Source organism: Pseudobdellovibrio exovorus JSS, assembly GCF_000348725.1.
Classification (GTDB): Bacteria; Bdellovibrionota; Bdellovibrionia; order Bdellovibrionales; family Bdellovibrionaceae; genus Pseudobdellovibrio; species Pseudobdellovibrio exovorus.
In genome coordinates, this window is the sequence record NC_020813.1 from 991,805 (window position 1) to 1,005,296 (window position 13,492).

Genomic DNA, 13,492 nt, shown 5'->3' on the forward strand with positions numbered 1-13,492 from the left:
TAAATGGCTAAGAAACCACTTTCCGATGACTTTGATGGAATCATTGTCAAAGGTGCGCGCGAGCATAATCTTAAAGACGTCTCTATACGAATTCCTCGTAATAAAATTACGGTTTTTACAGGACTCAGCGGTTCGGGTAAATCGTCATTGGCTTTTGATACTGTGTACGCCGAAGGTCAGCGTCGTTATGTTGAAAGTCTTTCGGCCTATGCGCGGAATTTTTTAGAACAGCTTAAAAAACCAGAAGTGGATTCAGTTACAGGACTAAGTCCTGCGATTGCAATTGATCAGAAGTCAGTAGGTTTAAATCCAAGATCCACAGTGGGCACGGTTACTGAAATTTATGACTATCTTCGCTTGTTGTATGCGAAAGTAGGTATTCCCGAGTGTCCGATACATCATGTGCCGGTGACATCGCAAACTCCACAGCAAATCATTGATGACATCTTTAAAAAATCAATGGGCACTAAGTTTTATATTTTAGCACCGATGGCTCAGGCTAAAAAAGGTGAGTTCTTAGCTGAGTTCCAACGATGGGCTAAAAAAGGTTTCGTTAAAGCAAAAGTCGATGGTCAGTACATTGAGCTAGAGCGTGCTACGAAACTGGCGAAAACGAAAACCCATGATATTGACTTGGTTGTTGATCAACTAATTCTAAAAGATACGATCAAACATCGCCTCAGTGAAAGTATTAACACGGCTTTGTCTTTATCAAATGGACGAGTGATTATTGAAACAGTGAGCGGTGAGCGCATAAATTATTCTTTGCACTCTACCTGTCCTATCTGTGCGTTCAGCTTCCCTGATTTAGAGCCGCGACTTTTTAGTTTTAATAATCCACGGGGAGCTTGTCCAACATGTAATGGCCTAGGCACTTTAGATCTTGTCGAAGAAGAGCAGTTTGCTGATTCCGATGTGGGTGGACGAAAATTAGAAAAGGTTAAGTACACTTACAAAGGTAAAAAGGTATCAGAAGAAGATACTGATGATGAGGAATCAGAAGAAATGGTTTTGAATGAGTGTCCAGACTGCCAAGGGACACGCCTCAAGCCTGAATCTTTAAGTATTAAAATTGATGAAAAAAATATCGCCCAGTTATCTGTCATGTCGGCTTTAGAGCTTAAGTCGTTCATGCTCAATTTAGACTGGAGTGAAAAGAATCGCATGATTGCGGACAAGATTGTGAAGCAAATCGTGTCACGCCTAGAATTCCTAGAGCGAGTGGGAGCTTCGTATTTGTCACTTTCGCGTCCAGCCAGAACTCTGTCTGGTGGGGAAGCTCAAAGAATTCGTTTGGCGACGCAAGTGGGGTCGGCCCTTATTGGATGTATGTATGTTATGGATGAACCGAGTATTGGACTTCATCCACGTGATCATCATCGTCTTCTAGAGATCATCGGAGAACTTAAAGATCGTGGCAATACCGTGATTCTAGTTGAGCATGACGAAGATACGATTCGCTATGCTGATTATGTTGTGGATTTAGGCCCGCGCGCTGGTGTTTTGGGCGGTGAATTGATCGCGGTAGGGACTCCGGATGAAATCGAAAAAAATCAGAACTCTTTAACAGGGCAGTACTTATCAGGTAAGAAACGTATCCCTATTCCAAGCGTCAGACGTAAAGGTTCAGGTAAGACACTGGCTCTTTATGGGGCCTCAGGAAATAATTTAAAAAATGTAAATCTTGAAATTCCATTGGGGACACTGACCTGTGTGACAGGTGTTTCTGGCAGTGGAAAAAGTACATTGGTGTTGGACACTCTTTACAAGATTTTAGCACGTGAATTTTTTAGGGCGAAAGTGTCGCCGTCTCCGTATAAAAAAATTGAAGGTATCGAGCATATTGATAAAGTGATCGATATCAATCAACGTCCGATTGGGCGCACTCCGCGTTCGACTCCGGCGACTTATGTGGGACTTTTGCCGATGATTCGGGATTTGTATGCGGCTTTGCCAGAAGCTAAACTGCGCGGCTTTGAGCCTGGTCGATTTAGTTTTAACGTGAAAGGTGGGCGCTGTGAAACCTGTATGGGTCATGGGCAAATCCGTATGGAGATGCACTTCCTTTCTGACGTCTTTGTCACGTGCGATACGTGCGGTGGACGTCGTTACAATCGCGAAACCTTAAATGTGAAGTACAAAGAAAAAAGTATCGCAGATGTCTTAGATATGAGTGTTGCTGAGGCTTTTGATTTTTTCAAAAACCATTCACAAATTCATCGTAAGCTAGAAACCCTTATGAAGGTGGGACTGGATTACATGACTCTGGGACAATCTTCGACGACGCTATCAGGTGGTGAAGCCCAACGCGTGAAACTTTCAAAAGAACTCTCTCGTCGTGGTACAGGAAGTACATTGTACATTTTGGATGAGCCGACGACAGGATTACATTTTGATGATGTTCGTAAGTTAGTAGAGTTACTTCAAGAGCTGACGGAGCAAGGCAATACTGTTTTGGTCATTGAGCATAATTTAGAGGTTATAAAAACTGCCGATCACATTGTGGATATTGGCCCGGATGGGGGTGTGCATGGTGGTGAAGTGGTGGCTTCTGGTACGCCAGAAAAAATTGTAAATAATAAAAACAGCATTACAGGTCGCTTTTTAAAACCGCTGTTAGTTAAGGAATAAAATGGCTAAGTATTTTGTGGTTCCGTTTCTATCATTAATCGTCGGACTGATCTCGGCAGCATGGATGACATGGAATAACACGGCAGATATCGGTCTGGTATTGCAGATGGTTCTAACGGTGGCGTTACTTTGTGTACTTGAGATTTCTCTTTCATTTGATAATGCGGTCGTCAATGCCACTGTCTTAAAGCGTATGGATGCTGTTTGGAAAAGAAGGTTTTTAACGTGGGGTATAGCCATTGCCGTTTTTGGGATGCGTTTTATCTTTCCACTGGCGATCGTTTCCATTATTGCCCATGTCTCTTTATATGAGTCTTTAGTTATGTCACTTTCAAAACCTGAAGAGTACGCGCAGATGATGTTGGATGCTCACTTGGCAGTCAGTGCATTTGGCGGAGCCTTTTTGTTGATGGTTTTTTTAAATTATTTTTTCTCGGAAGATAAAGAAGTTCATTGGATTGGATTTTTTGAAAAGCCGGCAGCGAAAATGTCAGCCTTTCAGAGTATTGAACTGATCATTGCGATTGGTGTGTTAATGGGTATTTACGCTTCGTTACCGACTGAAGATGGCATGACCTTCTTGGTGTCATATCTTTGGGGAATTATGACCTATCTGATTGTTCATGGTATCAGTGGCGTTTTAGAGGGTGGACATCTATCACACATAAAATTTTTCAGTTCAGGCTTTGGACTTTTCTTATACTTAGAGGTGCTGGATGCTTCATTCAGCTTTGATGGTGTGGTAGGAGCATTCGCGATTTCGAATCAATTAGTTATTATTATGATTGGTTTGGGTGTGGGGGCGTTCTTTGTCCGTGGTATTACTTTGTATCTGGTTGAAAAAGAAACTTTGAATCAATTTAAATTTTTAGAGCATGGGGCTTTCTATGCTTTAGGTGTGCTCGCACTATTTATGTTACTGGATACGTTCTTTCACTTTCCTGAATGGGTTACAGCTTTGACAGGGGCCTGTATTTTAGGAACGTCGATTCTTTGGTCGATCTATGAAAATAGAAAGGGTGCAGCTCAGTAGGATAATAGCGGCTCCAAGAAATTGTATGGGGCCGAGCCTTTCTTGTAGAAAATAGGCTGCAAAAATAAAAGCAAATGGAGCTTCGAGTAAGCATAACATGCTCGAGGTGGTGGTAGATAACACACGCTGCGCTCTGACCTGTAAATAAAAGGCCCCGATACTGACAACGATAGCTAAAGACAGCATGGAAAGCACAGAAGCTAACGAAACTTGCTGTGGCCAAAGGCTAAGATCATTACTGCGAATATCAAATACTAAAAAGGGCAGAATGGTGAGCAAAGACCAAAAGGTTTGGTAGTTGTTAAAACGAAATGCACTTCTAGCATGAACTGCATTTTTCCCTATAAAAATAATTTGGAAAGCGGCGGTCAGAGCAGCTCCTAAAGTCAGAACTTCGCCCTTTTGTAGATATAGACTTTGTAGGTCTAGCAAAAATCCCATACCGCAAAAAGCCATGAGGCTTAATACAATGTGATGGGCTTTAATTGTGGTTTTAAAAAACAGAGCTCCGATAATGGGGATCAGCACGACGTACAACGATGTAATAAATCCCGAGTTCGTGGCTGTGGTAAAATATAATCCGTACGTTTGAAAGAATAAAGATAGCCCCAAGAAGAAACCAGCTAGCATAGCTAGGCGAGCATCATACCACGACTGTCGAAATAGTTTTTTATTGAAGATGTAGTGAAGAGCCTCACCCAAAATAAAGGCAATGAGGAATCGCCAGAAAATCAAAGTGGTAGCCGAAAAAGACTCAAGGCCCCACCTCATAAGAGTGAACGAACCGCCCCAGATAAGACCTGCTGTGAACAGTTCAAGGACAGCTTGTCGATAAGTGTAGGGAACTTTAGTCAAACGCTTCGGCCCATACGCTTGATTTATCAAGGCCATCCAGCTCTAGAAGCTGATGTTTGACCTCTTTAATCATACCGCCGTTGCCACAAAGATAAAATGTCGTAGGAACTTCTTTGTAAGGAATATCTTTTAAGTAATGCTGAACGTAACCTTTTTTTCCAGTCCATTCATCGGAAGCGCGACTTAAAATATAATGATATTCAAAATTTGGAAGTTGTTGCTGTAGGCGTTTCAGTTCAGATTCATAGTATATATCGGCTTCTTTACGCACACCAAAGTAAAGCGTGTACTTCAAGTTTGGATATTGCTTCATCTTAGACTCAAGGAAACTGAAGTGTTGTGAAACACCACTTCCAGTATTGAGGAACACAATTTGTTCTGTCGGAGGTTCTTTGAAAAATACTTTTCCAAATGGGCCTGTGAACTTTAAAGTTTCGTCGCCTTTTAGGTCCCACACATAACGGCTGGCCACTCCGTTTTCGACATATTTAAAAATAAGTTTAAACCCATTTTTTTGTTCATCAGTAGAAGCGATAGAGTAGGCACGTAAAGCGGGTTTAGCAGCTCCCTCAACAGGTACATGAAGCATAACAAATTGTCCGGCTTTAAAAGAAAACTCGGGATTGTTGGTCAATTCTAAAACCAGCTCTCTGATCTCAGGTGTATGGTCAATGATTTGATTTATTTTGAATTCGTATAGAAAGCGTAGATTTGCCATAGGCCTAATATTTTGCAATGGCTCTGTCTTGTCAAAGCGTTTTTACAATGAGCTACTAAATGAAAATGGAGATATTTTTTAAATCCTCACAAGAATCACATTAGAAGTAGAATACCAGTAAGGCACGGCCTCCGAAGCCTGAAATGCTACTCTGAGCTGCAGAGGTGTTAACTTGCGAGTACACACCAAATAATTCCCCGCGTAGAGCAGTAGTGGAATCGCCAATGAAATAGCTTATAAAACCACCACCATTCAGTGTCATTGTGGTGGCGCTTCCTCCGGTTGTTGAGCTGGGGAACTGTGTAGAGCCAAAGCCGATAAGAACGGTAGGTCCATAGATCACTTTACGAGGATCACGATTAGGAACAAAATTGTAGTCCACATAGGCGCCAGCTAAAATAGTGGTCGTCGCACCTGCACCGGAATCTGTTGAGTCGGCATTCAAAAGGGCACCAGCTTCAAAGCTTGAGAAATTCCAACCATAGCGAACTTGTAAATCAAATTGTGTAGTTTCAGATGAGTCAGATTTTAAAAAACTAAAACGGCTTCCCAAAGTTAATGAGTTATCACGCGGTTTAACAACGGATGATTTATAATCGATGTCTTCTACAATGCTGTCAGGTACAAGGCGGTAGGTTTGTCCCTCTTCTAGGGGGGTGGTACTTTCGATAATAGCGTTGAGCCCTTTTACACGTCTTACCTTTACACGTTCAGCAGAGAAAGCTTCAGGACTTAAGGCGAATACAAGTGAAAACAGAGATAGAAATAGGGGCGATAGAGATGGTTTTTTCATGGTTTCATTATGAGAAAGTCTGATTAATTTCTCAAGTCCAGACAGTTTAAAACCGATACCTAAGTAACTAGCTAAGTATAAGGGGAAGCTAATGGCTTGGGATAATATTCCGGATTGGTCATACGATTCGGTCAGAGCCTTGCTCGAGGCACTTAAATCGGTCGAGCCCAGCACGTATCATCACTGTTTGCGTGTGGGTGAGTACAGCCGCAAGTTGGCAGAGAGCATGGGCCTAAACGAGTATGAACAGAAAGTAGCCGAATTCTCTGGCTTGCTTCACGATATTGGCAAAATGGGCATTGATCGCGCCGTTTTACTTAAACCAGGTAAGTTAGATCCTCAAGAGCGAGACATTATTCGCAATCACAGTATTCTCAGTGAACAAATTATTAAGCCTTTTTCTGCTGACCCTTTCTTTCAACAGATTATTCCTGCAGTTCGTGGACACCACGAACGCTTAGATGGTGAAGGATATCCAGACAAGTTGATCGGTGATGAAATCCCATTGATGGCCAGAATTATTTTGGTCGTGGACACTTACGATGCGATGTCAGAAGATCGTATTTATCGTAAGGGCTTACCAGATGATGTTATTTACGCTGAGCTTAAGCGTTGCTCAGGATCGCAGTTCGATGCTCAATTAGTAAAAATCTTTTTATCTGCTCATCGATTTTGGAAGAAGAGCGAAAAAGATGAAGAGACGAGTAACCTCATTATTCGTAAAATCGCATAAACAAAAAACAAAGGGCGCTTTTGGCGCCCTTTCTACTTTTCTAATACACAATGATTTCTGAAGATGTACTAAGATTTATTTGTGCTTTCGAAAATCTTATCCGCTGACTTCGCAATGAACCCTTGGTAAAGCTGGCCATTCGTCATAGGATAGCGTTTCGCAAACTCATAGTAGCATCCTGGAATTGCATAGATCCCATCACCGAATTGCACTTGAATCTCTGCTGCCATAGTTGAGCTTTGTTCTAGAAGCTCTGCCGGAGTTCCTTTAATTTCGCCACCTGAACTATTTAATTTAAAGTCGTTCTGTTTGATGAACGAATTGAGGCGATGAATATCGTTGAAGTTGCGTAAGTGATTGATGCTAACAGTGAAGTGGTTGGGGCGGAAGCCATAAGCGTAAACCCAAGACGCATATTCACTTTCAGCCGCTAACTTCAAGTAGGTCTGATGATTAGTAACCCAGTGCTTGCCACTGAAAACAAAGTTCTCATGGTTAACCACATCTGGGTTCATTTGATTGATACAGTTGTCGATAGTTTCACGAATGAAAGGTGAAACCTTATCTAACTCTAGTTCTGAAATAAAAATTTTAGGATAGCCCTCTGGGTGTTCATAGTGGCGGGCATAGAGTTTCTTTTCTGTGAAGAAGTACTCTTGCTCACTTTCCTTGTAGCCATATTTTAAAAAATGTTGAGCTAAAGACTGAAGACCTAATTTAGGGTGTTTGAATGTGCGTAGTGCGATGTGATCATTAATGACATGTTCGCCAGCATGAGTGAAAAGGTTATGTATTTTCTGAGCCTGTGGGTTCATCTGAACATAGTCATTCCACATTGTGTTCATGTAGGTCGTCAGATTGGTATTATTTGCCATGATAGCCTCCGGATGAGTATTCCTAGATTCTGAGCTGTTTTCTGCAGGTTTTCAATCTACAGAATGTCGAACTTTTAGACGATGACCGAGAGCGTCTATAGGCCACAACTTAGACATGGAAATAGAGTTCATACTCAAATAAATGCAGATGTGGCTGGAATGCTTATCGCAGGTTCCTTCCAATTATGATGGGTAATAGTTTAAAAGTAACAAAAATTGCTATGGTGTTCTTTGCCTTTTTCACGGCTTTTAGCACGTGGGCTCAGCAATCGGGTACCAAGGCCACAGGGACCTCACAAATCAAAAGATCTCAGCTTAAGAAGGCTGAGGCGCAGGAATCTGCAACTCGTTTAGAGGTGGATCTGAGCGCTATTGGTTATGCAGAGGAAGCTGCCAACGATAGCAGTTTTCAGCAACGTGCACAGTTAGGCTTAAAGTTCAAAAAAGAAGGAAGCTTTTTTGGTGCTGCGGATATTACCTTGGGTACATTTTCGACTCCGAAAAGTATGTACTATGCTTTCCCTGATGCTTACATGGGCTATGGCACAAAAGATGCCAATGTTACATTCGGACGTAAAAAAGAGAATCTGAGCTTTGCGGATTCATTTTTCAACTTTGGACTTATGCAGTCTCATCAAACGAACGACAACATCAACTTTATTGAGGGTGGTTTAGTCGGTTTAACGGCACGCTTTTCAACAGGTAACTTCGGTGTGATGGCCGCATTCAATCCTATTTTTATTCCGAATCAAGGGCCTCAGACCCAAGTGGAAGATGGTAAGATCACCTCCAGTAATCGCTGGGCTCCGGCTCCGCCATCTAAATTCAAATTTGGTGATGATCATAAAAATATTAACTACGCGATACGTGATTACCAGTTATTAGATATCATTACGAATAGTGGATATATGGCCAGCGCGTACTTAGGACCGAACAGTGTTCGTCCTTATTTAAGAGTGACTTATGCCTACAAGCCATTAAATGAAATTGTTTTGTCACGTGATACTTACAGTGATATTTCGACATTTGAAGGTTACGTGTACCTTTCACCCAATACAATTATGCATCAGGTGACGGCGGCGGATATCAATTTCGATTTTGAAAATATTAAAACTACATTTTCGGTTATTTCGGATCAGCCTGAAAATAAAACAGCTAAAGACTTAGAATTTATTCAGACTTTGAACCCACTTAATATCGTCGCTGGTTATATTTCAGTGGATTTGAGCTCATGGGCTAAAAAGAAACTAGAAATCTACGCGGGTGCGGCCTCTATCAGCGGTGGTGAAATGCGTGATATGAATAGCCAAAATCAAGAAAGCAGTTTTGCTATTGCAGATTCTAGAACATTGTTTAAAAAGCCTCTGCGTTTGGGTGTGAAAAGCGAGATGTTTTTTATCTATAATAAGGCTGTAGATGCAGACGTGAGTTATACATACGATCAAGATTTAAAAGGTGCTTTACTTTCAGCATCGGTCAAGTATGGTGCTACAAAGAATCTGACTCTTCGTGTGGGCGCGGATATTATTGGTGTCGAAAACGAATTGCCAACAGATGCGCAAGGAAACTTCTTAGACCAGAACAAGGCCAACGACAGATTTTTTGCTGGAGTGAATTATGCGTTCTAAGTTTATATCAGCACTTTTGTGTCCAGTCGTGGCGTTGTCCGTTGCTGGCTGCGGGATTAAATTAGGAGAAAAAAATAATAAACAGGAAAAAGTCGCTGAAATCCAAGGGACCTCCTGCCTAAAGCCCTCTATGGAGCTACTGAAAAAGTTTGTTGCAGGTAATGCCAATGACGATGAACTTTCGGAATCCTTAGAGTGTTTACAAAGTGTTTTGCTGACATTTAAAGAAAATATCCGTGGTAAAGATGTTAATGCTTATACTCCCGAGGAAATTGGTAAGTTCTTAACGCAAAATTTCTTAAAGAATAGCACCTTTCAACTGACGCCAGAGCTAATGGGCGAAGTGCTCAAATTCAAAGTGATGCTTTTAGGTGGGGACACCGAAAAAATCACGAAAGAAGAGATCATTCGTCTGGTCGATGTTTTTGCTCGTTACAAGCCAGAACTATTAAAACTTAATCCGCACATGAAAGTGATCACAGGTAAGTGGGCGGCAACAGGCAACGAAAAACAAGATCAGCGTCAATTTAATGAGGCGAAACGTGCCCTGATTTCTTTCTTAGATCATTTAGGTCGCGATTTAGCCTATACGCAAAGATCTTATGAGTTGAATGACATGTTCGGTTTAGTCGAAAAAATTGCGGGTATCGTAAATGCGAATGAAAGCACTCTTTCTACAATTCGCAATGCACGCGTAGCGATTATCTCTTTCAAAAAAGCTTTAATTGGTGGTGACTCTTCGCTAACAGGACAAGAGTGGGTGTCTTTTACACAAACTTTGTCCCAAGCTTATGCGCAGTACTTACGAGTTCAATATTTCCTTAAACCGCTGAAGGCAAGTCAATCTACTGAAAAGTGGCAGGTGTATGAAGGCATCGCAACAGACGTTGTGGGGCTGATCGAAGATCTATTAGGACGCAAAACTGGCGGCTTGCTTTCAAACAATGAGATTATTGAGCTATTGGGTAGCTTAAGACCTCTATTGCCATCTTTAGAGTTAAATGCAGAGATGGTGGGACAAATCAATCATATCAAGATCATGCTTTTGGGACGTCATAATTTGTCTGAGCAAGGGTGGTCAAAAGAGGACTTCTCGACTTTAAAAAGAAAGATTCCTGTTCTATTAAAAAACATCAATGTCATCACAGCGAACTTAAAACATTTAAAAGTAAATAAGGAAGCCTATCGTAAGTCAGAAATTAAGTATGAAGACTTCCAACAGGCCGAGCTTGCTATTCAAGCCGCTGTTAAAGAGATCGGCGAGCAAATTGTTGAATCCTACGACTTAGATGTTTTAAAAGCGACAGTTTTGAATTTATCGCGAACAGTTTTAAAAGACAGTCTAAAACTTCCAGAAAATATTGAGCAGCTATTTGAAGTTGTAAAAACAGCTAAATACACGCTGACAGGTGAATCGGGTGCGACTGTAAGCCGCAACGGGATTCGATTATTGTTAAATGTCGGTATTCACATGTACGCGAACTTCGTTGAATTTTCGAACTTCGTCAGTGTTTTTAAAATTGAAGAGAATGAATTCACAGCAAATCTAGCTAAGTTGCTGCCTAAATTTAAAGAGAGCACAGCATTATTGCTGCGAATGAAGCCTGATCATAATATCAGTACGCAAGAGATAGTACCTCTGGTGATGTCTTTGCAAGAGCAGGGCTTACTGAAGACGAAGTTTCGTCAGGCCAGTGTAGAGTCGACTATCAATGCTCTGTGGAGTCATCTATTAAATGATCCGGCTAAGCGTTTAGGGACACCACGTGTGCATCTGGGTGGATTCGGGAGCGTGGCTTTAGAGCAATTGGCAACCGAACTTCAGCACTGGGTTCTTAATCAGATGGTGATCAACAGACTTTTCACAGAAAAGGAAAGTTACACGAAAGAAGAATTGGCGCCGGCGTTACAGCAGATGGGCTTATCTGAACTTCATCGCTTAGTTGGAGCTAAAGGTCTGATGAACTTTAACAGTTCTGGCTATCTTAAGATTTTATCCGAGACGAACGGGCGCTATACTCGCGGAGATTTAATTAAATCTAACTTAGCCCGCGCAATTAGCCGCTTGGTGATTAGAGCTTTTGCTACAGATATTAATCGCGTCAATAACTTGCAAGGTGTTAATCAAGATGAGCTACAAGCTGGCTTTAATCTGGTGCGAGGTCTTCTTGTGGATATTGGTATGATGGATGAAGTGGGTGCAGATGGCTTCGTGGCCTCTCGCTTCAGGGAAGCTAATCTATTTCTATCAGTGGGTAATGGCGATAGTATAGCCAGCTTAGAAGAGATTCATCATTTGGCTTTACATATTATGTCGGGCCTTGGCCGCGCTAATGCACTGAAACCGCTGGCGCTTGAGCGTTGTGTACAGACCCGTAACACAGAAAATGAAGGCTTAAGCCTTCTTGATGAAAGCTGTCTAATTGATTTGTACTACAATGAGGTGGCCGCATTCTCTGATTTGCCTAAGCTCCTTGAGATGAAGCAAAAGCATACGGAAGAGGAAGTGAAGACGTATTACCTGAGCTTATTGAAAGCTGCAGGGTATGTGCAGACGGAAGAGAAGCAAGTGAAACTAAGTGACGCCGCTTTATTCCCTCACGTGGCGCAGTACTTAGAAATGATTTATTACTCACACGATAAGAGTCAGGATTCTTTACTTCAGAAAGAAGAAGCTCTAGCTGCCTTCCCTGTATTTAAAGAGTTGATTGTAACACTGACAAAATCTTTCCCTGCGCTCGTCGAGGACGATATGCCAGGTGTATTTATCTTCTTATTAAAAGAGGGTAAGGCCCCAAGAACTCTGGCTGAAAAATTACGATTTGCAGCCTTTGTTAAGGACCATGACTGCAGTAAACCAGAGGGCTGTCATAAGGGTTGGGATATTCAAAGTACACGTTTAGATTTAGGTAAGATCTTTAACTTCATTGCAGAAGCGACGAAGCCACAGCCTCCGACTCCAGTAGTTGCAGGCGCCGGTACTGAGACCGCAGGGAACGAGTAAAGGGGCGTATCAGCCCCTTTTTGCGTCTTACTTTTTTAATTCAAGACTTGTTTTTAAAGCGTGATTTTCGTTTCGAAGCTGATCAATCTCGGCGTAAAGAAGCATGATCTTTTTATTGAGCTCATGGATTTCTTTGGCATCTTGCGGAGAGATGCGGGCCCCTTCTTGTGAGTGATTATCTTCAAATTGTGCAATGGCTTGATTTGGTTTGGTCTTAAAGCCACTGCTTTCTGAAAGCCCTAGCTCGGGGTCCACCTGTTGAATAATCGCTGTATTCGACTTATTCAAAATATGTTTCATACTATCTTGAACTTGAGAGATTTTTGCCCCGTAGGTTTTAATAGTTTTAATTTTAGGTGGGAACTCGCCAGTTAAGAAGCTAATTGCGAAATAGCCGACAATCAGCATAACCAATAGGTTAACCACCAACATCTTCAGTAATGATGAGAATAATCCGTTCATATTAGAACTTATTCTTAAACATCATTGATTCAACAGGAATTGATTTTTTATCGTTATATTTTGCGTTAGATTTTTTGTTGTACATATTTTGAATGTCACCTTTGACTTCAAAATAAATGAGTTGTCCCACAGGCATACCTGCGTAGACGCGTACAGGTTGTTTTACAGAGATTTCCAGTGTCCAGTGATTGCAGAAGCCCACGTCACCTTTACCGGCAGTTGCATGGATGTCGATACCAAGACGACCCACACTTGATTTTCCCTCTAAGAAAGGCACATGAGCATGAGTTTCAGTGTACTCAGCAGTAACCCCTAAATAAAACTTAGCAGGGGTTAAAACATAACCTTCTTCAGGGATTTCAAAAGTTTTGATTTTATTATGAGCTTTAGCATCTAGGATTTCGTCGTCGTAAACGGCCAAAGTTTTGCCTAAGTGTACATCGTATGAGTTTGTACCAAGGCATGATAAATCAAAGGGCTCGATTTTGATGAGCCCTTTTTCGATATGACTTAAGATTTCTTTGTCAGTAAGAATCATAATCCTAAAACACTATACGCTGAAATTATTTAGTTTCGCGGTGAACAGTGTGTTTTTTTAAATTAGGATTGTATTTCTTTTTTTCTAAACGACCAGGAGTTTTAGTTTTGTTTTTTGTAGTTGTGTAACGAGAAACAGGTTTTCCAGCTGCTTTAGCTTCTGTGCACTCTAAAGTTACAATAATACGACCAGTCTTTTTTGCCATGATACACCTCTTAAATG

General features: G+C 41.4%; 12 protein-coding genes. 5 read left to right on the top strand and 7 right to left on the bottom strand.

What is annotated here, in order from left to right:
- Positions 1-3: 3 nt before the first annotated feature.
- Entirely contained in the window at positions 4-2,631 is a 2,628-nt protein-coding gene (uvrA, locus tag A11Q_RS04955) for an excinuclease ABC subunit UvrA (RefSeq protein ID WP_015469693.1), read from the top strand.
- 1 nt (position 2,632) lies between these two features.
- The gene (locus tag A11Q_RS04960) at positions 2,633-3,664 is read left to right on the top strand and encodes a DUF475 domain-containing protein (RefSeq protein ID WP_015469694.1); all 1,032 of its coding nucleotides are present in this window, start codon (positions 2,633-2,635) and stop codon (positions 3,662-3,664) included.
- On the opposite strand, the gene A11Q_RS04965 is transcribed toward A11Q_RS04960, so the two are convergent.
- The 3 genes from A11Q_RS04965 to A11Q_RS04975 all read right to left on the bottom strand — a co-directional run bounded on the left by A11Q_RS04965 (position 3,608) and on the right by A11Q_RS04975 (position 6,030).
- On the bottom strand, positions 3,608-4,555 hold the full coding sequence (locus A11Q_RS04965) for a DMT family transporter (protein WP_015469695.1): 948 nt from the start codon (positions 4,553-4,555) through the stop codon (positions 3,608-3,610). The two genes, A11Q_RS04960 and A11Q_RS04965, sit on opposite strands and share 57 nt — an antisense overlap.
- The gene (locus A11Q_RS04970) at positions 4,512-5,237 is read right to left on the bottom strand and encodes an FAD-dependent oxidoreductase (RefSeq protein ID WP_015469696.1); all 726 of its coding nucleotides are present in this window, start codon (positions 5,235-5,237) and stop codon (positions 4,512-4,514) included. The genes A11Q_RS04965 and A11Q_RS04970 overlap by 44 nt, the downstream gene beginning before the upstream one ends.
- A gap of 100 nt (positions 5,238-5,337) precedes the next feature.
- On the bottom strand, positions 5,338-6,030 hold the full coding sequence (locus tag A11Q_RS04975) for a BamA/TamA family outer membrane protein (protein ID WP_015469697.1): 693 nt from the start codon (positions 6,028-6,030) through the stop codon (positions 5,338-5,340).
- A 91-nt stretch (positions 6,031-6,121) separates the two neighbouring features.
- Between A11Q_RS04975 and A11Q_RS04980 the strand changes: the two genes are divergently transcribed.
- A complete protein-coding gene (locus A11Q_RS04980) occupies positions 6,122-6,763 on the top strand; it encodes an HD-GYP domain-containing protein (protein WP_015469698.1) in 642 nt (213 codons plus the stop codon).
- A 68-nt stretch (positions 6,764-6,831) separates the two neighbouring features.
- On the opposite strand, the gene A11Q_RS04985 is transcribed toward A11Q_RS04980, so the two are convergent.
- Complete coding sequence (locus A11Q_RS04985) at positions 6,832-7,638, bottom strand: DUF1338 domain-containing protein (protein ID WP_015469699.1); 807 nt, start codon at positions 7,636-7,638, stop codon at positions 6,832-6,834.
- A gap of 185 nt (positions 7,639-7,823) precedes the next feature.
- On the opposite strand from A11Q_RS04985, the gene A11Q_RS04990 reads away from it, so the two are divergent.
- Together A11Q_RS04990 and A11Q_RS04995 are read left to right on the top strand one after the other, a co-directional pair.
- Positions 7,824-9,266, top strand: a complete 1,443-nt coding sequence (locus tag A11Q_RS04990; RefSeq protein WP_015469700.1) for a hypothetical protein — start codon at positions 7,824-7,826, stop codon at positions 9,264-9,266.
- The gene (locus A11Q_RS04995) at positions 9,256-12,270 is read left to right on the top strand and encodes a hypothetical protein (RefSeq protein WP_015469701.1); all 3,015 of its coding nucleotides are present in this window, start codon (positions 9,256-9,258) and stop codon (positions 12,268-12,270) included. Before A11Q_RS04990 ends, A11Q_RS04995 begins: the two co-directional genes overlap by 11 nt.
- A 27-nt stretch (positions 12,271-12,297) precedes the next feature.
- On the opposite strand, the gene A11Q_RS05000 is transcribed toward A11Q_RS04995, so the two are convergent.
- Genes A11Q_RS05000 through rpmG form a run of 3 tightly spaced genes read right to left on the bottom strand, consistent with a single transcriptional unit; the run spans position 12,298 to position 13,475 of the window.
- Positions 12,298-12,732, bottom strand: a complete 435-nt coding sequence (locus A11Q_RS05000; protein ID WP_015469702.1) for a hypothetical protein — start codon at positions 12,730-12,732, stop codon at positions 12,298-12,300.
- 1 nt (position 12,733) lies between these two features.
- On the bottom strand, positions 12,734-13,270 hold the full coding sequence (gene dcd / locus A11Q_RS05005) for a dCTP deaminase (protein WP_015469703.1): 537 nt from the start codon (positions 13,268-13,270) through the stop codon (positions 12,734-12,736).
- 25 nt (positions 13,271-13,295) lie between these two features.
- Entirely contained in the window at positions 13,296-13,475 is a 180-nt protein-coding gene (gene rpmG / locus A11Q_RS05010) for a 50S ribosomal protein L33 (RefSeq protein WP_015469704.1), read from the bottom strand.
- Positions 13,476-13,492 lie beyond the last annotated feature (17 nt).

Bases quoted from the DNA above. Each gene is read 5' to 3' on its own strand.
- A11Q_RS04970 (WP_015469696.1), bottom strand. From the start codon at position 5,237: ATGGCAAATCTACGCTTTCTATACGAATTCAAAATAAATCAAATCATT.
- A11Q_RS05000 (WP_015469702.1), bottom strand. From the start codon at position 12,732: ATGAACGGATTATTCTCATCATTACTGAAGATGTTGGTGGTTAACCTA.
- A11Q_RS04960 (WP_015469694.1), top strand. From the start codon at position 2,633: ATGGCTAAGTATTTTGTGGTTCCGTTTCTATCATTAATCGTCGGACTG.
- A11Q_RS04985 (WP_015469699.1), bottom strand. From the start codon at position 7,638: ATGGCAAATAATACCAATCTGACGACCTACATGAACACAATGTGGAAT.
- A11Q_RS04965 (WP_015469695.1), bottom strand. From the start codon at position 4,555: ATGGCCTTGATAAATCAAGCGTATGGGCCGAAGCGTTTGACTAAAGTT.
- uvrA (WP_015469693.1), top strand. From the start codon at position 4: ATGGCTAAGAAACCACTTTCCGATGACTTTGATGGAATCATTGTCAAA.
- A11Q_RS04995 (WP_015469701.1), top strand. From the start codon at position 9,256: ATGCGTTCTAAGTTTATATCAGCACTTTTGTGTCCAGTCGTGGCGTTG.
- A11Q_RS04975 (WP_015469697.1), bottom strand. From the start codon at position 6,030: ATGAAAAAACCATCTCTATCGCCCCTATTTCTATCTCTGTTTTCACTT.
- rpmG (WP_015469704.1), bottom strand. From the start codon at position 13,475: ATGGCAAAAAAGACTGGTCGTATTATTGTAACTTTAGAGTGCACAGAA.
- A11Q_RS04980 (WP_015469698.1), top strand. From the start codon at position 6,122: ATGGCTTGGGATAATATTCCGGATTGGTCATACGATTCGGTCAGAGCC.
- A11Q_RS04990 (WP_015469700.1), top strand. From the start codon at position 7,824: ATGATGGGTAATAGTTTAAAAGTAACAAAAATTGCTATGGTGTTCTTT.
- dcd (WP_015469703.1), bottom strand. From the start codon at position 13,270: ATGATTCTTACTGACAAAGAAATCTTAAGTCATATCGAAAAAGGGCTC.